Origin of the sequence: Sphingomonas sp. 3-13AW, assembly GCF_049311085.1 — a bacterium.
GTDB lineage: Bacteria > Pseudomonadota > Alphaproteobacteria > Sphingomonadales > Sphingomonadaceae > Sphingomonas.
Map to the genome: position 1 here is coordinate 19,990 of NZ_JASNVZ010000017.1, position 21,025 is coordinate 41,014.

Consider the following 21,025-nt stretch of genomic DNA (forward strand, 5'->3'; position numbering starts at 1 on the left):
AGAACAGACAAACGCAACCCGGGGACTCCTGCCGCTCTCGGCGGCCTCCCTCTGCCTCGAAAATGCATCGCGGACAACGGCGCTTTTGCGTGCGCCGGTGTTGTCGCCCCTTAGACGATCGTGTCGATCCATCCGGGCAGCTCAGCCAGTCCCTCCAACTGGCAGAAGCGGGGGTGGCCGGCCGGGAGCTGCGCCGTCTCGTGGGACCAGGCGCCGTCCTGCGGGATGAATGCCGCCCAGGCCCCAGCATTTAGCGCTGGGTGGATGTCGGACCGTAGCGAATCGCCCGCCATCACTGCTTCCTCCGGGGCGACGCCCTCCTTCGCGAACAGCCGGCGAAACGTGTCGGCCGTCTTTTCGCTAACGATCTCGATCCCGCTGAACCAATCGCCCAGGCCGGATGCGGCGAGCTTTGCTTCCTGGTGGAGAAGGTCACCCTTGGTCACCAGCACCAGCCGGCCCCGCTGGGCAAGCTCCTCCAGCGTGTTGTCGATCCCCTCGAACAGCTCGACCGGGTGGGACAGCAGCGCGCGCCCCGCCGCCAGGATGTCGGCAATTACAGCCTTTGGCAGCGGATCGTCGGCAAGCTCGATCGCCGTTTCGATCATCGACAGGGTAAAGCCCTTGGCCCCATAGCCATAGAGCTTGAGGTTGCGGATCTCGCAGGCATTCAGCCGTTCCCGGGCGATGTCGCGTGCTGCGAACGGTTCGATGAGCGCGAGCAGCGCCTCCTCCGTCGCGTGGAAGTGGCGCATGTTGTGCCACAGCGTGTCGTCCGCATCGACGCAGATGAGCTTGATCGTCATTGCGCCGAAATAGCGCATGTCGCAGGACGACCGCCAGCGAACCCGCCAGCTTGCGGCCGTTGTTGCGGCGAACCGCTGGCCGCGTTGCACACGGGACAGGTGGTTGAGCCGGTCGCCGGCTTCGCCCATAAGCCGCCGATGCGTCGCATCGTCCTAATCCTGCCGCTGCTGGTCCTGACCCAGTGCGTCCGCCCATCCGAGCCGCCGCCGGCGCCGCCACCGCCCGCGCCCGTCGCGCCGCCCCCGGCTCCCGCCGCGCCGGCCCCGGTCGGCGATTGGCGCGATTGGCCGATCACCCCGGGTACCTGGCGCTATCAGCAGGACGGGGAGGGCTCGTCCGCCGCGTTCGGTCGGCCGGGCGCAGCGCCGCTCCTCACGCTGCGCTGCGATCGCGCACGCGGGCAGGTCCTGTTGACCCGCACCGGAACGGTTGCACCCGGTGGCGCGATCACGATCCGGACTTCCAGCACGTCGCGCAGCCTGCCTGCGGTCGCGGGTGCCGGCACCGCTGCGGTAGCGCTTCCCGCAAAGGACCCGCTGCTCGACGCGATGGGCTTCAGCCGTGGGCGTTTCATCGTCGAGCTGCCCGGCCAGCCCGCGCTGGTGGTGCCTGCCTGGGCCGAAGTCTTGCGCCTGACGGAAGATTGTCGCGGGTGATCCGCTGGCGTGCGGGGTTGCTGGCACTGGCGCTGGCCGGCTGTTCGGATGAGCAGCCGGCGCCGGCGCCAAGCCCGACGCCACAGCCGACTCAGCGTCCAGCGCCAGCGCCGATCGATCCCGCCTCGCTCGCCCCGGGGGAACTGCCGGCGCCCGAACTGGCGGGCGTTCAGGCGGCTGTCGGCGGCTGGTCCACGAGCCCCGGCTTCGCGCGCTTCCTGACCAGCGACGGCACTGCGGCCTTCGCGATCCGCTGCGACTCAGAAAAGCGGCAACTGATCCTTGCCCGAAGCGGGGCGGCGGACGCGGGGGAGATGCTGCGGATCGTGACCGGCATGGCAGCGGCTTCTTACCCGACGACGCCGGTCGGCCGCCGGGTCGAGGCGCGGGTGAGCATCGACGACCGATTCGTTGCCGCACTGGCGAAGGCAAAGGGGCCAGTCGGCATTTCGGTGGGAGAGGGGCCGGTGCTGATGTTGGCTCCCGATCCTGCCATCGCCCGCGTAATCCGCGGCTGTGACGGCCGCTGATCTCGATCCGGCCAAAGAGGCTCCTAAATTCCGCACTGCATTACAAGACTTGTTTGCACACGCGTGGTGTCACACACTTCCTCTCGTGATCGCAGCAGTGGTCACGCTCTAGCTCAACTAGCGAAAGGAGGTGATCCGATGTCTCATGGTTCAGCAATGGGGTCGGTTCAGTTCGTTCGGGAGACGCGCCGCTGATCGGCTGCCCGGTCGCATGATCGGGCTTCCTGATGCGGCTCGCATGGTCTCCCGGGCTGGAGCTTCCGGCCGCTGACCATGCTTGAGGTCGTCGGGCTCTTTCGCGGGGCTCGGCGACCTCTTTCATATCTGCGCCATACGGCGCGCGCAGGGCGGGCTTACACCGACCCGCAAAGCCGCTAGGGTGCGGGCGAAAGGACCTGCGCTCTTGGTACACACCGGACTTGCCGAGCCACTTCAAGACCGTTCCCCTGTGCCCCCGGGCACGGCCGAGGAACCGCAGTCCGATGCCCTCGACAGCCCGCCCAAGGATGAGCTTCGCCGCGATCGCCTGCTCGCGGCGCTGACGCTGATTGCAGGGGCGGGGTTCGTCCTCGCGCTGCCATTCGCGCTCAAGGCCGGGTCGCAGTTCTTCCTGCCCCTCACTGCGGCGATCGTGATCGCGATTGCGCTGGTTCCGCTGCTGGAATGGCTGGAGCGTCGGGGGCTGCCTGCCGCGCTTGCGGCCTTTGTGTGCGTGCTCCTGTTTCTAGTCGTGGCGAATGGCGCCATTGCGTCGATCGTCCTTCCGGCCTGGGGCTGGGCGGAGATCCTGCCGGAGCGCATCCAGCGCGTGCAGGAGAACATCGCGCCGCTGATCGATTTCTATTCCAACCTGGAGCGGTTCGTGAACGAACTGCTCGCCAACGTCGCCAATACGCCCGTGCGGACGGCGGGGAGCGCGCCCGCCGAACGGCCCGCGTCCCTGCTCGACTTCACCGCCAGCACGGCCCCCTCGGCCCTGATCGAGATGTTTTTCGCGATCCTGGTGATCTACTTCTTCCTGGCGGGCTGGACCCGACTGCGGCGTTCCGCGATCACCAGCCGCAACAGCTTCGGCGGCGCGATGGCGACCGCGCGCGTGATCCAGGACGTGGTCGATTTCACCTCGGCCTATCTCGGCACGATCTCGTTCATCAACCTGACGCTCGGCGCGCTGGTGGCTGCTGCCCTGTGGTTCGTCGGCATGCCGACTCCGCTGATGTGGGGCGGGATCGTCGCGGTGCTGAACTACATCCCCTATTTCGGGCCGATCCTCTCGGCCGCGCTGCTGGCGCTGGGCGGGCTGATGACCTTTACCGACGTCTGGTGGGCGCTGCTGCCGGCTGCGATCATGGTCGGCGCGCACCTGGTCGAGGCCAATGTCGTGACCCCGCTGATCGTCGGCCACCGCCTGACCATCAGCCCATTGATGATCCTGGTCACCCTCAGCTTCTGGGGGTGGGTCTGGGGCACGCCGGGCGCGCTGTTGGCGGTGCCGCTGCTCATCATCATCCAGACGGTCGTGCGCGCGGCCGGCAAGCCGGATATCGCAGGCTTCCTGTTCGAACACGGCACGCTGGTGAAGGACCTCGTCCCGCCGGGCACCCCGGTTCAACCGCCTAATTCGCCGCTCGGCGACAAAGGCGACGGGAAGCCGGTTGACACGTCCGGGCCCCTCGCTTAGAGGCCGCCTCCTCGCAAGCAAGCGGGTGTAGCTCAGTTGGTTAGAGCGCCGGCCTGTCACGCCGGAGGTCGCGGGTTCGAGCCCCGTCACTCGCGCCATTGCTGCGGTTTTTAGAACCGCCGATGGCTTGGCCCGCTGCTTGCGATATCCTCTCCAGCATCGATGTACTTACCGCGCGACACTGCTTGCGCGTGGGCTGCGGGGCTTTTTGATACGCATTCGAAACTTTTTTGCGAAAAGCGGCGAAAGGGCCAAATCGGCCTTTGACAGCGCCGGATGCGTCGCCTAGAGCCCGCCTCCTCGCAAGCAAGCGGGTGTAGCTCAGTTGGTTAGAGCGCCGGCCTGTCACGCCGGAGGTCGCGGGTTCGAGCCCCGTCACTCGCGCCATTGCCGCGGTTCATGGAACCGGCAATGGCCTGGCCCGCCGCTTGCGAACCTTCCTTAAATCATACACTTGCTACGCATTGCTGCGAGCGTCTGTCATGCGAGCAACCGGCGCCGCCGCCTTAGCGCCAGCGGCCCGTCTCCATCCAGCGCAGCGCCGGCTTCAGGGGCGCGATCCACATCACGCCAGCCACTCCATAGATCAGCAGCTGCACGATCGCGGGCAGGGCGCCGATCCAGCGCGACAGGCTCGCGATTGCCACCAGCCACACCAGGATGAAGACGAGGATGCCGAGCATCCCCACGGGTTTGCGCCAGGTGGGTTCCATCAATGTTGCTCCGGCAGGTGCAGCGCCTGCTCTGTAAGAAGGGCGTGCAGCGGCACGTCCCAGGGATCGGCAGGGAGTTCCGGCACCTGCTGCGCCGACCAGGCAAGGCCCAGCCGCCACGCATGGGGAAGCCGGGCGAACGCGCGGTCATAGAAACCTGCACCCTGGCCAAGGCGGTTGAGCCGGGCATCAAAGCCTACCAGCGGCGTCAGGATCACGTCGGGCACGACTTCGGGTGCGCTGCGTGGCGGCTGTTGCAGGCCCATCGGACCCGCCTCGATCGCGGTGTCCGGGTCCCAGCGCAGGAACGCCATCGGCGTGCTGCGATCGGCGACCCAGGCGAGCGCGAGCACGCAGCCGGCGTCGCGCGCGGCTGCGACCAGCGGGGCGGGATCCGCCTCGCTTCCGATTGGGAGGTAGCTCGCAACCACGATGCCGGGGCCAAGCCGCTCGCGCAGCAAGTCGGGGACCGGAAGTTGCGGCTTCTTCTGGAGAAAGAATGCGTCCCGGGCGGCGCGAAGCTGCGCGCGCAGGGCTTTTTTGTCCGTCATGCGGGAAAGCGGGTGGCGGGACCGCCCTGGCCGTTGGCCGGAATATCCTCTGACGCCCGGTACGTCAGGTGGGGACCATGTACGTCAGACCAGGATCTGCGCAGGGACAGCCCCCATGGATGATGAATAGCCTCAGGGATAATGAAGGCTCGTACCGGGCAGTGCCCGCCGTGGACCAACTTAGGCGACGTGGCCGTCATCCTCAAGGGCTGCCGCGACCGCTTCGAGCCTTTCGGCGAGTTCTTCGAGCAATTCGACGGGAATTCCGGATTCCACGGCGGGTTCGGGCTCCGGCTGCGATGGAGAGGCAGGCAGCTTCTCCCGCTCGGACAGCTCGTCCGCCAGCATCAGTGCGATCAGCAGCAGCGTGCGCTCGCTCGACGTGCCGGCCGACGCCCGCATCGCCGCCGGGGCGTGCTTCTGCAGCCGCTCGACCAGGGCCAACAGCTGCGGCTCCTCACCGTCGCGGGTCGCGACGGTGTGGGACTTGTTGGCGAGGGTGAAGGTGACCTGTGCCATCAGGCTTCGTCCTCGCGAGCGATCACTTCGTCCAGGGCGGCGATCGCCTCTTCCATGCGCAGGCGCAGCGCGGCGTGGCGGCGGCCGAGCGAATCGACCTCTGCCCTGCGGGCGCGTGCCGCAGCCTCGATCCGCGCAAGGGCGGCATCGATGCGGGCAATGCTGGTGTGCGCTCGGGCCTCGTCCATGCCCCCCGGATAGGCAGGGCGGACCGCCGCGGCAAGCACGGCTCGCCGGTTGACGAAGGCGGGTCGCCGCCCCAAAGGCGGGGCGAACGCGGTCACGAAGGACCGCGCCTTGCAAAAGGATGTTTCATGGCCGCCTCGGATACCCTGCTCGCCAACGCGATTCGTGCGCTTGCGATGGATGCGGTGGAGGCCGCGAACTCCGGCCACCCCGGCATGCCCATGGGCATGGCGGATGTCGCCACCGTATTGTGGACCCGCTACCTCAAGTTCGACGCTGCTGATCCCAAATGGCCGGACCGCGACCGCTTCGTGCTGTCCGCGGGCCATGGCTCGATGTTGATCTATGCGCTGCTGCACCTGACCGGCTATGCGCGCCCGACGATCGAGGACATCAAGAATTTCCGCCAGCTGCACAGCCCGTGCGCCGGCCACCCCGAGAATTTCGAGCTGCCGGGGATCGAGACGACCACCGGTCCGCTCGGCCAGGGCCTGGCCACCGCGGTCGGCCTGGCGCTTGCCGAACGCCACCTCAACGCCACGTTCGGCGACGACCTGGTCGATCATCGCACCTGGGTGATCGCCGGGGACGGCTGCCTCATGGAAGGCATCAACCACGAGGCGATCGGCCTTGCCGGTCACCTCGGCCTCGGCCGCATGATCGTGCTGTGGGACGACAACCGCATCACCATCGATGGCGCGGTCGAATTGTCGTCGAGCGAGAACATCGCCGCGCGCTATGCGGCGACCGGCTGGCACACGATTGCCTGCGACGGCCACGACCCCGCCGACATCTGCCGCGCGCTGGATGAAGCCATCGCCGATCCGCGCCCGTCGCTGGTCGCCTGCCGCACCATCATCGGCAAGGGCGCGCCCGGCAAGGAAGGCACCAGCGCCGTCCATGGCGCCGCGCTCGGCCCCGACATCGTGGCCAAGACCCGTCTCGCCATGGGCTGGGAGCCCGAGGCGTTCGTGATCCCGGAAGAGATCGCCGAAACCTGGGCCGAAGCCGGCACCCGCAGCCGCGACGTGCGCGTAGCGTGGGAAGCGCGGTGCGATGCTGATCCGCAAGGCGCGACCTTCCGCCGCCGCATGTCCGGCGAGCTCACGGAGGGCTTTACGCTCAAGCCGTATCTCGACGGCCTGCTCGCCAATCCGCAGAAGCTCGCCACCCGCAAGGCGTCGGAACTGGTGCTCGGCACCATTACGGAGCAGCTGCCGGAAACCGTCGGCGGCTCGGCCGATCTCACCGGGTCGAACAACACCAAGACCAAGGCGCTGCAGCCGCTCAACCGCGACAATTATGCCGGCCGCTATGTCTATTACGGCATCCGTGAGTTCGGCATGGCCGCGGCGATGAACGGCCTGGCGCTGCACGGCGGGATCGTTCCGTTCGGTGGCACCTTCCTGGTGTTCGCGGACTATGCCCGACCGGCGATCCGCCTGTCGGCGCTGCAGAATGCGCGCGTCATCTATGTCATGACCCATGACTCCATCGGTCTTGGCGAGGACGGCCCGACGCACCAGCCGATCGAGCATCTCAACAGCCTGCGCCTCATCCCGAACCTCGACGTCTATCGCCCGTGCGACACGATCGAGACCGCCGAGTGCTGGGAATTGTCGCTGAAGGATGCGACCGGCCCGTCGCTTCTCGCGCTGTCGCGCCAGAACCTGCCGCAGCTGCGCACCGATGCATCCGAAAACCTCTGCGCCAAGGGTGCGTACCGCCTGGTCGCGGCCGAGGCTCCGCGCCGCGTGGTGCTGGTCGCTACCGGTTCCGAGGTCGAGCTTGCGGTTTCTGCCCGCGCGCAGCTTGAAGCGCAGGGGATCGGTGCCGATGTGGTGTCCATGCCCTGCTGGTCGCGCTTCGACGCACAGCCTGCCGACTATCGTCGCGATGTGCTGCCAAAGGATGCCCTGATCGTCTCGATCGAGGCCGGCACGACCATGGGTTGGGAACGGTACACCGGGCTCGACGGGTTGCGCTTCGGCATCGATCGGTTCGGCGCTTCGGGGCCGGCACCCGAGCTGTACGAATATTTCGGACTGACCGCATACGCGATTTCCACCAAGGTCGCGGCTGCGCTCGAGAATTGAGCCTGCGGCAACGCGGGCTTTGGACCATCCATCTGAAAGGATCGGCAAATGACGAAGGTAGCGATCAACGGGTTCGGGCGCATCGGCCGCCTGGTGGCGCGGGCCATTCTGGAGCGCCCGGAATGCGGGCTCGAACTGGTCACCATCAACGACCTGTCCGACGCGAAGTCGAACGCCTGGCTGTTCAGCCGCGACAGCGTGCACGGCCGCTATCCCGGTGAGGTTTCGGCCGACGGCAACGACCTGGTCATCGACGGCAAGCGCATCAAGGTGACGGCAGAGCGCGATCCCGCGAACCTGCCGCATGGCGAAAACGGCGTCGATCTGGTGCTGGAGTGCACTGGCTTCTTCACCGACCGCGCCAGCGCCCAGAAGCACATCGACGCCGGCGCCAAGAAGGTGCTGATCTCGGCTCCGGGCAAGAACGTTGACCTGACCGTCGTCTATGGCGTGAACCACGACAAGCTGGAGGCCGACCACACGATCGTCTCCAACGCATCGTGCACCACCAACTGCCTGGCGCCGGTCGCCAAGGTGCTGAACGACACGATCGGAATCGAGCGTGGCCTGATGACCACGATCCACGCCTACACCAACGACCAGAAGATCCTGGATCAGATCCACAAGGACCTGCGCCGCGCACGTGCGGCAGCCATGTCGATCATCCCGACCACCACGGGCGCTGCCCGCGCGGTGGGTGAGGTGCTTCCGGAGCTGAAGGGCAAGCTCGACGGTTCGTCGGTGCGCGTGCCGGTGCCGGACGGCAGCCTGATCGACCTGACCTTCACGCCCAAGCGCGACACGACGAAGGACGAGGTCAACGCCATCCTGAAGGCAGCCTCGGAGGAGGGCCCGCTCAAGGGCATCCTGGTCTATTCGGACGAGCCTTTGGTCTCGATCGACATCGTCCACACGCCGGCGTCCTCGACCGTCGACAGCCTCGAGACGGCCGTGATCGACGGGAAGCTGGTGCGCGTCGTCAGCTGGTACGACAACGAGTGGGGCTTCTCCAACCGCATGGTCGACACGGCCTGCGCGATGGCCAAGTTCGGCTGATGTCGATGCCCGTCGCGCTGGCGGATGCCGGGCAGGACGGGCAAGCGGGCGCGCGGGTCGGCACCATCGCCGGCATCGCGCGCCACGCCTTTGCACGGGCACCCATGGAGGTGCTCGATCGTGCCGAGGTCAGCGTGGAAGCCGGCATTGCCGGCGACCACCGCGGCCGGCGCAAGCCCGGGGGTACCGGCAGGCGCCAGGTGACCCTGATGGAACGCGGCGACTGGGAAGCCGCCACCGCAGAGGTCGGCCGGGACCTGCCCTGGCAGGAACGTCGGGCGAACCTGCTGGTCGACGGGTTCGACCTGCCGCAGGTGCCCGGCACGCGGCTCCGGATCGGCACGCAAGTGGTGCTGGAAATCACCTATGAATGCGACCCGTGCGCTCGCATGGATGCCCTGGTCCCGGGACTTCGTGAGGCGATGCTCCCCGACTGGCGCGGCGGCGCCTGCACCCGGGTGCTGACGGGTGGAGCCATCGCCGTTGGCGACACAATCAGGATCGAGACATGACACGCAACTTCAAGACCCTGGACGACATGGGTGAGATCTCGGGCAAGCGCGTGCTGGTCCGTGAGGATCTGAACGTGCCGATGGCCGATGGCCATGTCACCGACGACACTCGCCTGCGCGCGGCGATCTCTACCGTCACCGAACTCGCCGATCGCGGCGCGATCGTGCTGGTGCTCGCCCACTTCGGCCGGCCCAAGGGCCTGCCGAGTCCCGAGCTCTCGACGGCCCAACTCGCTGGCCCCTTCGGCCAGGTGCTCGGACGTCCGGTCCGCTACATCGATTGGGAAGGTGCGGCCGAAGCCGTCGCCACGCTCCAGCCGGGCGACATCGCGCTGCTGGAAAACACCCGCTTCTTCGGCGGTGAGGAAAAGAACGATCCGGCCGTGGTCGACCGGTTCGCGGCCCTTGGCGAGCTCTACGTCAACGATGCCTTCTCCGCCGCGCACCGTGCCCACGCCTCGACCGCGGGCCTCGCCCACAAGCTGCCGGCATTCGCCGGCCGCCAGATGGAGGCAGAACTCGACGCGCTCGACAAGGCGCTCGGTGCGCCCGAGCATCCCGTTGCGGCCGTCGTCGGTGGTGCCAAGGTCTCGACCAAGCTCGATGTGCTCAAGCACCTCGTCGGCCGCGTCGATCACCTCATCATCGGTGGCGGCATGGCCAACACCTTCCTCGCCGCGCGCGGCGTGAACGTCGGCAAGAGCCTGTGCGAGCACGACCTCATCGGCACCGCCGAAGAGATCTTCGAGGCGGCCGACAAGGCCGGTTGCACCATCCACCTGCCGTATGACGTAGTGGTCGCGACCGAATTCCGTCCGAACCCGCCGACGCGCACCGTCAACGTGCATGAAGTCGCTCCCGACGAGATGATCCTCGACATCGGTCCGGCCGCCGTCGAGGCGCTCGGCGATGTGCTGAAGAACTGCCGCACTCTGGTCTGGAACGGGCCTTTGGGCGCGTTCGAGACGCCGCCGTTCGACGCCGCCACCGTCTCGCTCGCCAAGACCGCGGCGGCGCTCACCACCGACGGTTCGCTGGTGTCGGTAGCTGGCGGTGGCGACACCGTTGCGGCCCTCAACCAGGCCGGTGTCGCGGGGGCCTTCACCTTCGTCTCGACTGCAGGCGGCGCGTTCCTGGAATGGATGGAAGGCCGGGAGCTTCCCGGCGTGGCGGCGCTCGCGCGCTAACGGCGCCTGAAGCCCGTACCTCGGCCAGGTCCGCGGTACGGGCTACTCAATGGTGCCTTCCGCCTCGTTACCGCCGGGCGGCCCGCATCGCGATACACACCGGTGCGGGCTGTTCGCGTGCCTCGACCGCCCGCCAGCAGTGGGCGAGGTCGGCACGGGGCGCCATCGCCCGGAATGCGCCGCTGCCGACTCCGCGCTCGAACCAGAGCCGCAGATGTTGTGGCGCAATATCAGCCGCTTCCCCGCGACCGCTTGCAGCCTGTTCCAACAGCGTTAGTCCCTGATCCAGCGTCGCTGTCGGCCGCCGCTCGGGGTGCATCTCGCGATGGCCCGCGACGATCAGGTTGCCGGTCTCCAGCGCGATCGTGGCATTCGGGCGGCCCGAGCGTTCGATCGCGGTGATTGCTCGCGCATAGTCAGGCGGCTCGGCCGCAAGCGATTCCTCGACGATCTGGTCGGTCGCCCGTTTGCTCGAATGCCAGTCGAAGTCTTCGGCCGCGGTGTCCGGTGAACACCCCGACGGGGCCGCCGTCAGCGCCATCAGGGGGAGCGCCCACCTCATGCCAGCGGCAGCAACGGCGCATAGTCCGCCAGCGTATAGGGCAGGGGGATGCGCCCCCCGTTCGCCAGCATGAAATAATGCTCGGCGATCATCCCCATCTGCTCCAGCCCATAGGCGGTGAACGGCTTTCCCGCCTCCAGCCGATAGTCGTAATTGCGTTGGAAGGGGCCGCGCGCCCAGACCCACTGCCGCAGTCCGTACCATTGGTAGAGATGCGTCCCTTCGTGGACGAAGTTCGCCTTGCGCCACAGCGGCACGCCGGGTGCTGCGAAGTCGGTGACGTGGGTTTGGCCTGGGAAATAGGCGTGGCCGTTGGGCGCCATCGGCCGGTCGCCGGGGAACACGAACCACCATTTGCGCGCATGGATGCGGACCCGGGCATAGTTGATGCCTTCACCAAAGACGCCGCGCAGCATGGCCGTTTCGCCCGGCGTCAACGGGCGGCGGCGGGCGGTCACGATCGGCCTTTCAGTCACCCGGAAGATACGCCTTGGCGAGGATTTTGTTGCGCCGCGACAGTGTGAGCGCTCCCAGCGGCGGGGCGACCTTGTGGGGGGGAGGGCACCGGCCTAACGAGATCGGGCAAGCGGTAATAGCCGCAGCGAACCAGCCTCATGGGAGACCTTCAGAATGACGCCGACCGTCAGAGCAATTCTCGCGAACTATGAATCCGACAATCCCGGGGTGAAGGCGAACCTCGCCCGCATCTTGATGCAGGGTCGGCTGGGCGGCACCGGGAAGCTGGTCATCCTGCCGGTCGATCAGGGTTTCGAACATGGCCCCGCCCGCAGCTTCGCGGTGAACGAGCCGGCCTATGATCCCCATTATCATTTCCAGCTCGCCATCGATGCGGGCCTTTCGGCCTATGCGGCGCCGCTCGGCATGCTGGAGGCGGGTGCGGGCACCTTTGCCGGCCAGATCCCGACGATCCTGAAGGTCAATTCGTCCAACAGCTGGGCGACGGGCATCAACCAGGCGGTGACCGGCGGCGTCGACGATGCGCTCCGCCTCGGCTGCTCCGCGATCGGTTTCACCATCTACCCGGGCGCAGACGACGTGTTCGACATGATGGAGGAGATCCGCGAGCTTTCGGCACAGGCGAAGTCGGTCGGCATCGCCACGGTCATCTGGTCCTATCCGCGCGGCGGCATGCTGTCGAAGGACGGAGAGCTTGCGCTCGACGTCGGTGCCTATGCGGCACACATGGCGGCGCTGCTCGGCGCCCACATCATCAAGGTGAAGCTGCCGACCGACCATATCGAGCAGAAGGAAGCCAAGAAGGTCTATGAGGGCTTCGACGCTTCCACCCAGGCCAAGCGCGTCAGCCACGTCGTGAAGAGCTGCTTCAACGGACGTCGCATCGTCGTGTTCTCGGGCGGCGCGGCCAAGGGTGCCGATGCCGTCTACCAGGATGCGCGCGACATCCGCGACGGCGGCGGCAATGGCTCGATCATCGGCCGCAACACCTTCCAGCGTCCCCGCGACGAGGCACTGGCGATGCTCGACAAGATCATCGGCATCTACCAGGGCCAGGAATAATGCAGCGGCGCCCGCTGCTGGCCGGGCTCGCGCTCGGGCTGGTCGGCGGGCGCTTCCTGTAAGGAGAGGTGGCGATCGCGAAGGGGCGACCGTTGATCGCAGGTTTTGAGCTGGGTGCGGAAACCCGCCCCGTGCCCGGCAGTTTCCTCGCCAGGACCTGATTGTCAGGAGCCCTAGGGCGCGGCCTGCCGCAGCATTGCCTTCAGCGTCAGCGCATCCTGAATGGCGTGGGCCTCCGCATCATTGTTGAAATACGCCCAGACCTCGCGGCCTTTTCGCGCCTCCGCCATCATCCAGTCCGTCCAGCGCAACAGCGCCGCATCGGAATAGCGACCCCAATATTTCCCCTCGCCGCCGTGGAAGCGCACGTAGGCGACCGGCCCCACCGCCAGATCCGGGCTGTTCGATCCCGGCATATCGTGCGCGCAAAAGCTCGCGCCATAGCGCTCCAGCAGCGAGAACACCGCGTCATCGTGCCAGCTATTATCACGAAATTTGAAGACGTTGACGACGTCCTTTGGCAAGAGTTCTAGGAACTGTTCGAGCCGATCGAGGTTCAGCTTGAACCGTGGCGGGAGCTGGTAAAGCACCGGCCCGAGCGTCTCGCCGAGGTGCCGGAACGCCGGCATCATCCGTGCCATCGGCTCCTCGCAGTCCTTCAGTTTCTTGGCCTGGGTCAGGTAGCGGTTGGCCTTCACCGCGTAGCGAAAGCTCGCCGGCGCCTGCGCGGCCCAGGCGTCGAACGTCTCAGGTTTGGGCAGGCGATAGAAGCTGTTGTTGACCTCGACGGTGTCGAAATGCTCGGCATAGAAGGCGAACCAGCGCTTGACCGCCAGCTTCTCGGGGTAGAAGCGGCCACGCCAATGCGGGTAGATCCAACCCGAACTACCCACCCGAACTGCCGCGAACCCGGAGCTTCCCATGCACGATCCCGAAGATGACCTTGAAGCCGACAACGCGCTGGAAGGCTTCGCGGATCAATTCGAAAGCCACAACCGCCGCCCGGCGTGCCAGCTCTATCTGATTTCGCCCAACGATGTGTCGGGCGCCTTTCCGGATCGGCTGGCCCGCGCACTTGACGCCGGCCCGGTCGCGGCGTTCCAGTTCCGCGTAAAGGGCGTCGACCAGCACGCGGCCGCACGCCTGGCCGAACCACTCCAGCGCATCTGCGCCGATCGCGATGTCGCCTTCATCGTCAACGACAGCGTAAGCCTGGCCAAGCGCATTTCCGCCGACGGGGTCCACCTGGGCCAGGAAGATGGCGACCCCCGGGAAGCGCGTTCGATCCTCGGCCCGTCGGTGCAGATCGGCGTGACCTGTCACGACAGCCGCCATCTGGCGATGGGCGCGGGCGAGGCGGGGGCGGATTACGTCGCCTTCGGTTCCTTCTACCCCACCACCACCAAGGAGGTCCGGCATCAGCCGGACCCTGCGATCCTGGCCTGGTGGACGACGCTGTTCGAAATTCCCTGCGTCGCGATCGGCGGTATCACGCCGGCCAATGCCCAGCCGCTGATCGACGCGGGCGCCGACTTCCTCGCGGTGAGCGGTGCCGTCTGGAACGGCGACGAGGCTGAGGCCGTACGCGCCTTCACCGAACTGCTCGCCAAGGGCAAAACTGCCTGACGCCACCCCCGTATCCCACGCTCTGGCGGTAGTCTGCTCGGGCCGGGATACCAGCGCAGCCTCGAACGTTCTCCACCCGAAACTATCTCGGGAGCGGGTGATGGGTGGAGCAGCGAACTGCGTCGCGGAGCGGGGAGGGCGCTCGCGGTGAACCGCCTTGGCTGGACGATCCTGCTGCTGGTCCTGCTCGCGGGCGGCGCCTTTTTCCTGATGCTCTCGCCCGGCAGCGCGCCGTCGCCCGATGCGACGGCGGAGACGGCCGCCGGCAGTGCGGTAGCCGAACCGGCCGAGCTATGGCGGGCGGATCCCTCCGGCTTCGTCATTCCCGTGGCGGGCGTCGCGCCCGCCCAGCTCGTCGACACTTGGGGCCAGAGCCGGGCGGGCGGCGATCGTGCCCACCAGGCCATCGATATCATGGCCCCGCTCGGCACCGCCGTTGTCGCGGCGCGCTCCGGCGAGGTCGAGAAGCTTTTCGACAGCGCTGCCGGTGGTCACACCATCTACATCCGCACTCCCGATGGCGGCTATGTCGATTATTACGCTCACCTCGACGGCTACGCCGCTGGCCTTCGCGAAGGCCAGGTGGTGCAACAGGGGCAGACGATCGCCACCGTCGGCTCTACCGGCAATGCCAGCCCGGAAGGACCGCACCTGCATTTTGAGGTAAAACGCATGGCGCCGGGCGACCGTTGGCATGAGGGGGAGCCGCTCAACCCCTATCCGCTGCTTGCCGGAACCCGCGGCGGCAGCTAAAGCCGCGCGCATCGTGGCCCGGGTGACTTGCGTCGCCGGCCCTTGGCTCTTTCCACCACAGGTCCCAGCATGAAGATCAGCGGCGTCGACATCCGTCCCGGCAACATCATCGAATATGAAGGCGGCATCTGGCGTGCGGTGAAGATCCAGCACACCCAGCCGGGCAAGGGCGGCGCCTATATGCAGGTCGAGCTCAAGAACCTGCGCGATGGCCGCAAGAACAACGTCCGCTTCCGCTCGGCAGAGACGGTGGAGCGCGTGCGCCTCGACACCAAGGACTTCCAGTTCCTGTTCGCGGACGGCGACACGCTGACCTTCATGGACAAGGAAACCTACGACCAGATCACGCTCCCGCGCGACCTGCTGGGTGACGCCGCGGCGTTCCTTCAGGACGGCATGGACGTGGTGATGGAGCTGTACGAGGACGACCCCATCAACGTGCAGCTGCCCGACACGATCGAAGCGACGATCGTCGAAGCCGATGCCGTGGTGAAGGGGCAGACCGCTTCCTCCTCCTACAAGCCGGCGGTGCTGGACAACGGCGTGCGCGTAATGGTGCCGCCGCACATTTCCAGCGGAACCCGCATCGTGGTTGACGTGTACGAGCAGACCTACGTCCGCCGCGCGGATTAACAGCGAGAGTAACGCGTATGAAGCTTCTCCTCCCCCTCGCGGCTGCGGCCGTCCTCGTTCTCGCCCCGGCCGCTTCGGCGCAAAAGGCGAAGAGCGGCGCGGCCAAGCCCGCAGCTGCAAAGCCGGCGGCTGGTCAGCCGTCGCGGGATGAGGTCGAGAATGCTTCGCGCACGCTCGCTGCGATGATGGGCGGGCTGCAATCCGACAAGGTGCCCGAAGAGGTGAAGAGCGCGCTGTTCGCGTGCATCTATCGGGCGCCGCTTTCCGAAATCAGCATTCGCACGACGCAGATGCTGAACCAGAACAAAGACAAGCTGAACGCGTCCAACCCAAGCGACCGCCTCTCTGCGATCGCGGCGGTGTGTGGCGTGCGCGAGGCGCCCCCGGGTGCCGCGCCGGCTGCCAAAAAGCCTCAGGGACGCTAAACGACATGGTTGCACAATCCGGCCTCTTCACGGTGATGGAGCGCGCCGCGCGCAAGGCGGGGCCCCGCCTGCGCCGTGACTTCGGTGAGGTCCAGCACCTCCAGGTCAGCCGCAAGGGGCCGGCCGATTTCGTCTCGGTTGCCGACAAGCGCGCCGAGCAGACGCTGGTCGAGGAACTTCGCAAGGCACGGCCCGACTGGGGCTTCCTTCTCGAGGAAGGTGGCTCGATCGAGGGCGATCCCACCAAGCCGCGCTGGATCATCGATCCGCTCGACGGCACCAGCAACTTCCTTCACGGTATTCCCCACTTCGCGATGTCGATCGCGGTCGAGGAGCCGATGGGTGCGGGCGGCCAGCCCGAAATCACGACCGCGCTGGTCTATCAGCCGATCACGGACGAGAGCTTCTGGGCCGAAAAGGGCCGCGGCGCCTGGCACCAGGACCAGCGCCTGCGCGTCTCGGCGCGCCGGGATCTTACCGAGTCCCTGATCGCCACCGGCATTCCCTTCATGGGCCATGGCAACTTTGCCGAGTGGAGCCGCATATTCGGTGCGGTCGCACCCGAAGTCGCCGGCATCCGCCGCTTCGGCTCGGCAGCGCTCGACCTGGCATGGGTCGCGGCGGGTCGCTTCGACGGATATTGGGAGTCGGGGCTGCAGCCCTGGGACATCGCGGCCGGCATCCTGCTGGTGCGTGAGGCCGGTGGCTTCGTCACCGACTTCAAGGGCGCCGATCGCGCCTACATCAAGCGCGAGGTGCTTGCCGCCAACGACGCGCTCCACTCTCGTCTTCACAAGCTGGTCGCAAGCTCGCTTCGCTGACCAATCCGCGGCGGGGCGCAAGATGCTCCGCCGCCACCTGCCTCGTCCGAATCGCCGCAGTCTCCGCCACATCCAGCAGGGGCTGGCCCGCGACGCCAACCGGATCGTCCGCCCTCTTCCCGCTTGCTCCAGGTTAGCCGTCGCCCAAGCGGTAGCGGCGGGACTCACTTTTGTCCTGGGTTCAAGGCTTTGGCAGCACATACCAGAGCCTAATTGCGAGCGATTCTCAAGGCCTTTGCGCCTTGATGCCTCCGGGCCATGCGCCTAGAAGCCCCTCAGCATTCCGCAACCGCGAGAAGACCTTGGTCGACCTGTCGCAATATCTGCCGATTCTGATTTTCCTCGGGATCGCGCTCATTCTGTCCGGCGCCTTTGTGGGGCTGCCGATCCTCGTGTCGCGCCTGACGGGCACCGACAAACCCAATGCCGAGAAGCTCTCTGAATATGAGTGCGGCTTCCCGGCGTTCGAGGATTCACGCAGCCAGTATGACGTGCGCTTCTACCTGGTGGCGATCCTCTTCATCATCTTCGATCTGGAGGCTGCGTTCCTGTACCCCTGGGCGGTGTCGGTGTTCGACCTCGGCTGGACGGCGTGGATCTCGATGATGATCTTCATCGGCGAGCTGGCGTTGGGTCTCGTGTACGCGTGGAAGATGGGAGCGTTGGATTGGGAGTAGAACTGAACCCGTCGTCTGCCGCCTTTGGCGAGCAGAACGCACTGGTCGCCGGCGCGCACGTCGCGCCGGACCAGCGCTTCTTCGACGACCTCAACGGTGAGCTCACCGACAAGGGATTCCTGGTCACCTCGACCGAGGATCTGTTTCATTGGGCTCGCACCGGCAGCCTGTGGTGGATGACCTTTGGCCTCGCGTGCTGCGCGGTCGAAATGATCCACGTCAACATGCCGCGCTATGACATGGAGCGTTTCGGCGCTGCGCCGCGCGCTTCTCCGCGCCAGTCGGACGTGATGATCGTCGCCGGCACGCTGGTGAACAAGATGGCGCCCGCGCTGCGTCGCGTCTACGACCAGATGTCTGAGCCGAAGTACGTGATCTCGATGGGATCGTGCGCCAACGGCGGCGGCTATTATCATTATAGCTACAGCGTCGTGCGTGGCTGCGACCGTGTCGTGCCCGTGGACATCTATGTCCCCGGTTGCCCGCCGACCGCAGAGGCGCTGCTCTATGGCGTGATGCAGCTGCAGCGGAAGATCCGCCGTTCGGGGAGCATCGACCGGTGAGGGCGCCTGCACCTGCATATGCGCCCAACGACGGCGTGATCGAGACGGCGACGGCTGCCGTCGGTACGGCGCTGCTCGAGGCGCAGGACCTGGTCGGCGAAGTGACGCTGCTGGTCGAGCGCGACGCGCTCGTGCCGGCGATGATCGCGCTGCGCGATACGCCGGGCCTCGAATACCAGCAGCTGATGGAAATCGCCGGCGTCGATTATCCGGAGCGGGCGGAGCGTTTCGACGTGTGCTATCATCTGCTCTCGGTCACTCGAAACCACCGTATCCGCGTGCGTGTCCGCACCGACGAGGTGCAGCCGGTGCCGACCGTCACGGGCATCTGGCCGGTCGCTGGCTGGCTCGAGCGCGAAGTGTTCGACATGTATGGCGTGGTCTTTGAGGGCAACCTCGACCTGCGCCGCATCCTCACCGACTATGGCTTCCGCGGCCACCCGCAGCGCAAGGACTTCCCGCTCTCGGGCTTCACCGAAGTGCGCTATTCCGAAGCATCGAAGCGCGTGATCTATGAGCCAGTGGAACTGGCCCAGGATTTCCGCAGCTTCGACTTCATGAGCCCGTGGGAGGGCGCGGAATACGTCCTGCCGGGCGATGAGAAGGCTGCGCCTGCCGGCGAGCCCAAGCCCGCCCTGCCCGAAGCGAAGGGTGCTCCGTCGCCGGTGACTGCTGACCAGGTGGTTCGAGCCGACGACGACAAAAAGGATTCTTCGCCGAACGCGCCGATCAGCAAGACGACGGAGTCCCGCGCGGAAACCGGCGTGGGCGACCGCGACGCAGGCAACAAGCCTGAGGAAAAGCCCGCGGATCCGGACGTGGTTCCGACCAAGGGCAAGGGGCAGAACCAGTAATGGCCGAGTATCTCCAGGAGCTCGAACAGCGCACCGACGATGCCGTGTCGCCGGGCGATGTCGAAATCCAGAACTACACGATCAACTTCGGGCCCCAGCACCCGGCGGCGCACGGCGTGCTCCGACTGGTCATGGAACTCGATGGCGAGATCGTCGAGCGCGTCGATCCGCACGTCGGGTTGCTGCATCGTGGCACCGAGAAGCTGATCGAGCACAAGACCTATCTGCAGTCGATCCCGTATTTCGATCGCCTCGATTACTGCTCCCCGATGTGCATGGAGCACAGCTATGTGCTCGCGATCGAGAAGCTGCTCGATCTCGAAGTGCCGCTGCGTGCGCAGTATCTGCGCGTGTTCTTCGCGGAACTGACCCGTATCAAGAACCACATGCTGAACCTTGGTTCGCACGTCATGGACGTGGGCGCGATGACGCCCAACCTGTGGATGTTCGAGCTGCGCGAAGACTGCATGAACTTCTATGAGCGGGCCTCGGGCGCGCGCATGCATGCGAACTATTTCCGACCCGGCGGCGTCCGCCAGGACGTGCCGCTCAAGCTGCTGACCGACATCGCCGACTGGCTCGACACACGCCTGCCGCGGCTGTTCGAGGACGCGATCAGCCTTGTGGCCGAGAACCGCATCTTCAAGCAGCGTAACGTCGACATCGCCGTCGTCAGCCGCGAAGACGCGCTGAAGTGGGGCTTCTCCGGCCCGATGATCCGCGCTGCCGGTCTGCCGTGGGATCTGCGCAAGTCGCAGCCGTACGACGTCTATGATCGCATGAACTTCGACGTGCCGGTCGGCACGCGGGGCGACTGCTACGATCGGTTCATGGTCCGCGTGGAAGAGGTGCGCCAATCCGCGCGCATCATGAAGCAGTGCTTGGCCGAAATGCCGGAGGGGCCGACGCTCAGCCTTGACCGCAAGGTGGCGCCGCCCAAGCGTGGCGAGATGAAGCGCTCTATGGAAGCGCTCATCCACCACTTCAAATACTTCACCGAAGGCTTCCACGTGCCCGCCGGCGAGGTCTATGTCGCGACCGAAAGCCCCAAGGGTGAGTTCGGCGTGTACCTGGTCTCCGACGGCACCAACAAGCCGTACCGGTGCAAGATCCGTCCGACCGCGTTCAGCCACCTGCAGGCGATGGATTTCATGGCGCGCGGGCACATGCTCGCCGACACGACCGCCATCCTGGGCGCGATGGACATTGTTTTTGGTGAATGTGACCGCTGATGGCTGATGCTCCCCACATCCCGGACGAGGCAGAGACCCGCGCACGCTGGGGCAATTTCGCCTGGAACGAGGCGAATGCCGAAAAGGCGCGCGAGATCCTGTCGCGCTATCCGGCCGGCCGCGAACAATCGGCCTCGATCCCGTTCCTCGATCTCGCCCAGCGGCAGGTCGGCGAGGAGACGAACACCCAGGGCTGGCTGCCGGTCCCGGTGATCGAGTTCGTCGCGCGCCAGATCAACCAGCCCTATATCCGCGTGTTCGAGGTCGCGACCTTCTACACGATGTTCAACCTGGCGCCGGTCGGCCGCTATCATGTGCAGGTCTGCGGCACGACGCCGTGCATGCTGCGCGGGTCGGACGACGTGCTGGCGGCGTGCAAGAACCGCGGCCTAGCCAAGGGCAAGACCACGCCGGACGGCCTGTTCACGCTGACCGAGGTCGAGTGCCTTGGCACCTGCGCCAACGCGCCGATGGTCCAGATCAATGACGACAATTTCGAGGATCTGGACTACGACAAGACCGTCGCGATCCTCGATGCGCTGGCTCGTGGCGAAAGCCCCAAGCCGGGTCCGCAGATCGAGCGTCAGGCAAGCGCGCCGGAAGGCGGCCCGACCTCGCTTCAGGCGATGGTGGGCGAGAACCACGACTATCGCGGTGAATGGGGCTCTGCGGCGTGAAGGCGCTCGGCTCCCTGCTCCTGGCGATTGTCGTCGGGTTCGTGCTGCTCTGGGTGCTGTTGCAGCTGTTCGTCGGCGCGCTGAAGCTGATCGGCGTGCTGATCGCGATCGCGGCCGCCGTGGTGGTCTATTTGCTGGCTGAAAAGCTTTTCGGGAAGGGGCGCTGACC

General features: G+C 66.4%; 27 protein-coding genes and 2 tRNA genes. 21 read left to right on the forward strand and 8 right to left on the reverse strand.

Going from position 1 to position 21,025, the window contains the following annotated elements:
- Window positions 1–110: 110 nt before the first annotated feature.
- Window positions 111–806: an HAD family hydrolase gene (locus QP045_RS15675; RefSeq protein WP_422515933.1), complete on the reverse strand. Its 696-nt coding sequence runs from the start codon at window positions 804–806 to the stop codon at window positions 111–113.
- 138 nt (window positions 807–944) lie between these two features.
- Here QP045_RS15675 and QP045_RS15680 point away from each other — a divergent pair, with 138 nt between their 5' ends.
- The 5 genes from QP045_RS15680 to QP045_RS15700 all read left to right on the forward strand — a co-directional run bounded on the left by QP045_RS15680 (window position 945) and on the right by QP045_RS15700 (window position 4,061).
- Window positions 945–1,463 carry a hypothetical protein gene (locus QP045_RS15680; protein WP_422515934.1) on the forward strand — a complete coding sequence of 173 codons (519 nt, stop codon included), beginning with the start codon at window positions 945–947 and terminating at the stop codon, window positions 1,461–1,463.
- Window positions 1,451–1,993 (forward strand): hypothetical protein, encoded by a 543-nt coding sequence (locus QP045_RS15685; RefSeq protein WP_422515935.1) that lies wholly within the window; start codon window positions 1,451–1,453, stop codon window positions 1,991–1,993. Before QP045_RS15680 ends, QP045_RS15685 begins: the two co-directional genes overlap by 13 nt.
- Window positions 1,994–2,441: 448 nt before the next feature.
- Window positions 2,442–3,674, forward strand: a complete 1,233-nt coding sequence (locus QP045_RS15690) for an AI-2E family transporter (protein WP_422515936.1) — start codon at window positions 2,442–2,444, stop codon at window positions 3,672–3,674.
- A 21-nt stretch (window positions 3,675–3,695) separates the two neighbouring features.
- A tRNA-Asp gene (locus tag QP045_RS15695) sits at window positions 3,696–3,772 on the forward strand.
- Between the two features lie 212 nt (window positions 3,773–3,984).
- Window positions 3,985–4,061: transfer RNA gene (locus QP045_RS15700), tRNA-Asp, on the forward strand.
- 119 nt (window positions 4,062–4,180) lie between these two features.
- On the opposite strand, the gene QP045_RS15705 is transcribed toward QP045_RS15700, so the two are convergent.
- The 4 genes from QP045_RS15705 to QP045_RS15720 form a co-directional block, all read right to left on the reverse strand.
- Window positions 4,181–4,387, reverse strand: coding sequence for a DUF2842 domain-containing protein (locus QP045_RS15705; RefSeq protein WP_422515937.1), 207 nt, complete (start codon window positions 4,385–4,387; stop codon window positions 4,181–4,183).
- Window positions 4,387–4,938, reverse strand: coding sequence for a 5-formyltetrahydrofolate cyclo-ligase (locus QP045_RS15710; protein ID WP_422515938.1), 552 nt, complete (start codon window positions 4,936–4,938; stop codon window positions 4,387–4,389). Before QP045_RS15710 ends, QP045_RS15705 begins: the two co-directional genes overlap by 1 nt.
- Before the next feature lie 180 nt (window positions 4,939–5,118).
- Window positions 5,119–5,457, reverse strand: a complete 339-nt coding sequence (locus QP045_RS15715; RefSeq protein ID WP_422515939.1) for a cell division protein ZapA — start codon at window positions 5,455–5,457, stop codon at window positions 5,119–5,121.
- Window positions 5,457–5,645 (reverse strand): hypothetical protein, encoded by a 189-nt coding sequence (locus tag QP045_RS15720; protein WP_422515940.1) that lies wholly within the window; start codon window positions 5,643–5,645, stop codon window positions 5,457–5,459. The genes QP045_RS15715 and QP045_RS15720 overlap by 1 nt, the downstream gene beginning before the upstream one ends.
- Before the next feature lie 126 nt (window positions 5,646–5,771).
- Between QP045_RS15720 and tkt the strand changes: the two genes are divergently transcribed.
- Genes tkt through QP045_RS15740 form a run of 4 tightly spaced genes read left to right on the forward strand, consistent with a single transcriptional unit; the run spans window position 5,772 to window position 10,494 of the window.
- Window positions 5,772–7,739: a transketolase gene (tkt, locus tag QP045_RS15725; RefSeq protein WP_422515941.1), complete on the forward strand. Its 1,968-nt coding sequence runs from the start codon at window positions 5,772–5,774 to the stop codon at window positions 7,737–7,739.
- A gap of 48 nt (window positions 7,740–7,787) precedes the next feature.
- Window positions 7,788–8,795, forward strand: coding sequence for a type I glyceraldehyde-3-phosphate dehydrogenase (gene gap / locus QP045_RS15730; protein ID WP_422515942.1), 1,008 nt, complete (start codon window positions 7,788–7,790; stop codon window positions 8,793–8,795).
- A gap of 5 nt (window positions 8,796–8,800) precedes the next feature.
- Window positions 8,801–9,307: an MOSC domain-containing protein gene (locus QP045_RS15735; RefSeq protein ID WP_422515987.1), complete on the forward strand. Its 507-nt coding sequence runs from the start codon at window positions 8,801–8,803 to the stop codon at window positions 9,305–9,307.
- Complete coding sequence (locus tag QP045_RS15740; protein ID WP_422515943.1) at window positions 9,304–10,494, forward strand: phosphoglycerate kinase; 1,191 nt, start codon at window positions 9,304–9,306, stop codon at window positions 10,492–10,494. Before QP045_RS15735 ends, QP045_RS15740 begins: the two co-directional genes overlap by 4 nt.
- Window positions 10,495–10,561: 67 nt before the next feature.
- On the opposite strand, the gene QP045_RS15745 is transcribed toward QP045_RS15740, so the two are convergent.
- On the reverse strand, window positions 10,562–11,035 hold the full coding sequence (locus QP045_RS15745) for a hypothetical protein (protein ID WP_422515944.1): 474 nt from the start codon (window positions 11,033–11,035) through the stop codon (window positions 10,562–10,564).
- Between the two features lie 17 nt (window positions 11,036–11,052).
- On the reverse strand, window positions 11,053–11,532 hold the full coding sequence (locus QP045_RS15750; protein WP_422515945.1) for a vgr related protein: 480 nt from the start codon (window positions 11,530–11,532) through the stop codon (window positions 11,053–11,055).
- A gap of 154 nt (window positions 11,533–11,686) precedes the next feature.
- Between QP045_RS15750 and QP045_RS15755 the strand changes: the two genes are divergently transcribed.
- Window positions 11,687–12,595 (forward strand): class I fructose-bisphosphate aldolase, encoded by a 909-nt coding sequence (locus QP045_RS15755; RefSeq protein WP_422515946.1) that lies wholly within the window; start codon window positions 11,687–11,689, stop codon window positions 12,593–12,595.
- Between the two features lie 173 nt (window positions 12,596–12,768).
- Here the strand turns inward: QP045_RS15755 and QP045_RS15760 are convergent, their stop codons facing one another.
- Window positions 12,769–13,518: a DUF72 domain-containing protein gene (locus QP045_RS15760; RefSeq protein WP_422515947.1), complete on the reverse strand. Its 750-nt coding sequence runs from the start codon at window positions 13,516–13,518 to the stop codon at window positions 12,769–12,771.
- Here QP045_RS15760 and thiE point away from each other — a divergent pair.
- The 11 genes from thiE (at window position 13,517) to QP045_RS15815 (ending at window position 21,023) form a co-directional block, all read left to right on the forward strand.
- Window positions 13,517–14,221, forward strand: coding sequence for a thiamine phosphate synthase (thiE, locus tag QP045_RS15765; RefSeq protein ID WP_422515948.1), 705 nt, complete (start codon window positions 13,517–13,519; stop codon window positions 14,219–14,221). The genes QP045_RS15760 and thiE overlap by 2 nt on opposite strands.
- A 147-nt stretch (window positions 14,222–14,368) precedes the next feature.
- Window positions 14,369–14,974, forward strand: coding sequence for a M23 family metallopeptidase (locus tag QP045_RS15770; protein ID WP_422515949.1), 606 nt, complete (start codon window positions 14,369–14,371; stop codon window positions 14,972–14,974).
- Between the two features lie 69 nt (window positions 14,975–15,043).
- The gene (gene efp, locus QP045_RS15775) at window positions 15,044–15,607 is read left to right on the forward strand and encodes an elongation factor P (protein ID WP_422515950.1); all 564 of its coding nucleotides are present in this window, start codon (window positions 15,044–15,046) and stop codon (window positions 15,605–15,607) included.
- A gap of 17 nt (window positions 15,608–15,624) precedes the next feature.
- Complete coding sequence (locus QP045_RS15780; protein ID WP_422515951.1) at window positions 15,625–16,032, forward strand: hypothetical protein; 408 nt, start codon at window positions 15,625–15,627, stop codon at window positions 16,030–16,032.
- Between the two features lie 5 nt (window positions 16,033–16,037).
- A complete protein-coding gene (locus QP045_RS15785; protein WP_422515952.1) occupies window positions 16,038–16,853 on the forward strand; it encodes an inositol monophosphatase family protein in 816 nt (271 codons plus the stop codon).
- Between the two features lie 302 nt (window positions 16,854–17,155).
- Window positions 17,156–17,530, forward strand: a complete 375-nt coding sequence (gene ndhC / locus QP045_RS15790) for an NADH-quinone oxidoreductase subunit A (protein ID WP_422515988.1) — start codon at window positions 17,156–17,158, stop codon at window positions 17,528–17,530.
- A gap of 2 nt (window positions 17,531–17,532) precedes the next feature.
- Window positions 17,533–18,093, forward strand: coding sequence for a NuoB/complex I 20 kDa subunit family protein (locus QP045_RS15795; RefSeq protein ID WP_422515989.1), 561 nt, complete (start codon window positions 17,533–17,535; stop codon window positions 18,091–18,093).
- A complete protein-coding gene (locus QP045_RS15800; protein ID WP_422515953.1) occupies window positions 18,090–18,947 on the forward strand; it encodes an NADH-quinone oxidoreductase subunit C in 858 nt (285 codons plus the stop codon). The genes QP045_RS15795 and QP045_RS15800 overlap by 4 nt, the downstream gene beginning before the upstream one ends.
- Entirely contained in the window at window positions 18,947–20,179 is a 1,233-nt protein-coding gene (locus QP045_RS15805) for an NADH-quinone oxidoreductase subunit D (protein WP_422515954.1), read from the forward strand. Before QP045_RS15800 ends, QP045_RS15805 begins: the two co-directional genes overlap by 1 nt.
- Complete coding sequence (locus tag QP045_RS15810; protein WP_422515955.1) at window positions 20,179–20,856, forward strand: complex I 24 kDa subunit family protein; 678 nt, start codon at window positions 20,179–20,181, stop codon at window positions 20,854–20,856. Before QP045_RS15805 ends, QP045_RS15810 begins: the two co-directional genes overlap by 1 nt.
- Entirely contained in the window at window positions 20,853–21,023 is a 171-nt protein-coding gene (locus QP045_RS15815) for a hypothetical protein (RefSeq protein ID WP_422515956.1), read from the forward strand. Before QP045_RS15810 ends, QP045_RS15815 begins: the two co-directional genes overlap by 4 nt.
- Window positions 21,024–21,025: the final 2 nt, after the last annotated feature.

What these genes read in the sequence shown, in the direction of transcription:
- QP045_RS15675 (WP_422515933.1), bottom strand. Translation starts at nt 806, where the DNA reads ATGACGATCAAGCTCATCTGCGTCGATGCGGACGACACGCTGTGGCAC.
- QP045_RS15680 (WP_422515934.1), top strand. Translation starts at nt 945, where the DNA reads ATGCGTCGCATCGTCCTAATCCTGCCGCTGCTGGTCCTGACCCAGTGC.
- QP045_RS15705 (WP_422515937.1), bottom strand. Translation starts at nt 4,387, where the DNA reads ATGGAACCCACCTGGCGCAAACCCGTGGGGATGCTCGGCATCCTCGTC.
- QP045_RS15710 (WP_422515938.1), bottom strand. Translation starts at nt 4,938, where the DNA reads ATGACGGACAAAAAAGCCCTGCGCGCGCAGCTTCGCGCCGCCCGGGAC.
- QP045_RS15715 (WP_422515939.1), bottom strand. Translation starts at nt 5,457, where the DNA reads ATGGCACAGGTCACCTTCACCCTCGCCAACAAGTCCCACACCGTCGCG.
- QP045_RS15720 (WP_422515940.1), bottom strand. Translation starts at nt 5,645, where the DNA reads ATGGACGAGGCCCGAGCGCACACCAGCATTGCCCGCATCGATGCCGCC.
- tkt (WP_422515941.1), top strand. Translation starts at nt 5,772, where the DNA reads ATGGCCGCCTCGGATACCCTGCTCGCCAACGCGATTCGTGCGCTTGCG.
- gap (WP_422515942.1), top strand. Translation starts at nt 7,788, where the DNA reads ATGACGAAGGTAGCGATCAACGGGTTCGGGCGCATCGGCCGCCTGGTG.
- QP045_RS15735 (WP_422515987.1), top strand. Translation starts at nt 8,801, where the DNA reads ATGCCCGTCGCGCTGGCGGATGCCGGGCAGGACGGGCAAGCGGGCGCG.
- QP045_RS15740 (WP_422515943.1), top strand. Translation starts at nt 9,304, where the DNA reads ATGACACGCAACTTCAAGACCCTGGACGACATGGGTGAGATCTCGGGC.
- QP045_RS15745 (WP_422515944.1), bottom strand. Translation starts at nt 11,035, where the DNA reads ATGGCGCTGACGGCGGCCCCGTCGGGGTGTTCACCGGACACCGCGGCC.
- QP045_RS15755 (WP_422515946.1), top strand. Translation starts at nt 11,687, where the DNA reads ATGACGCCGACCGTCAGAGCAATTCTCGCGAACTATGAATCCGACAAT.
- thiE (WP_422515948.1), top strand. Translation starts at nt 13,517, where the DNA reads ATGCACGATCCCGAAGATGACCTTGAAGCCGACAACGCGCTGGAAGGC.
- QP045_RS15760 (WP_422515947.1), bottom strand. Translation starts at nt 13,518, where the DNA reads ATGGGAAGCTCCGGGTTCGCGGCAGTTCGGGTGGGTAGTTCGGGTTGG.
- efp (WP_422515950.1), top strand. Translation starts at nt 15,044, where the DNA reads ATGAAGATCAGCGGCGTCGACATCCGTCCCGGCAACATCATCGAATAT.
- QP045_RS15780 (WP_422515951.1), top strand. Translation starts at nt 15,625, where the DNA reads ATGAAGCTTCTCCTCCCCCTCGCGGCTGCGGCCGTCCTCGTTCTCGCC.
- QP045_RS15785 (WP_422515952.1), top strand. Translation starts at nt 16,038, where the DNA reads ATGGTTGCACAATCCGGCCTCTTCACGGTGATGGAGCGCGCCGCGCGC.
- QP045_RS15805 (WP_422515954.1), top strand. Translation starts at nt 18,947, where the DNA reads ATGGCCGAGTATCTCCAGGAGCTCGAACAGCGCACCGACGATGCCGTG.
- QP045_RS15810 (WP_422515955.1), top strand. Translation starts at nt 20,179, where the DNA reads ATGGCTGATGCTCCCCACATCCCGGACGAGGCAGAGACCCGCGCACGC.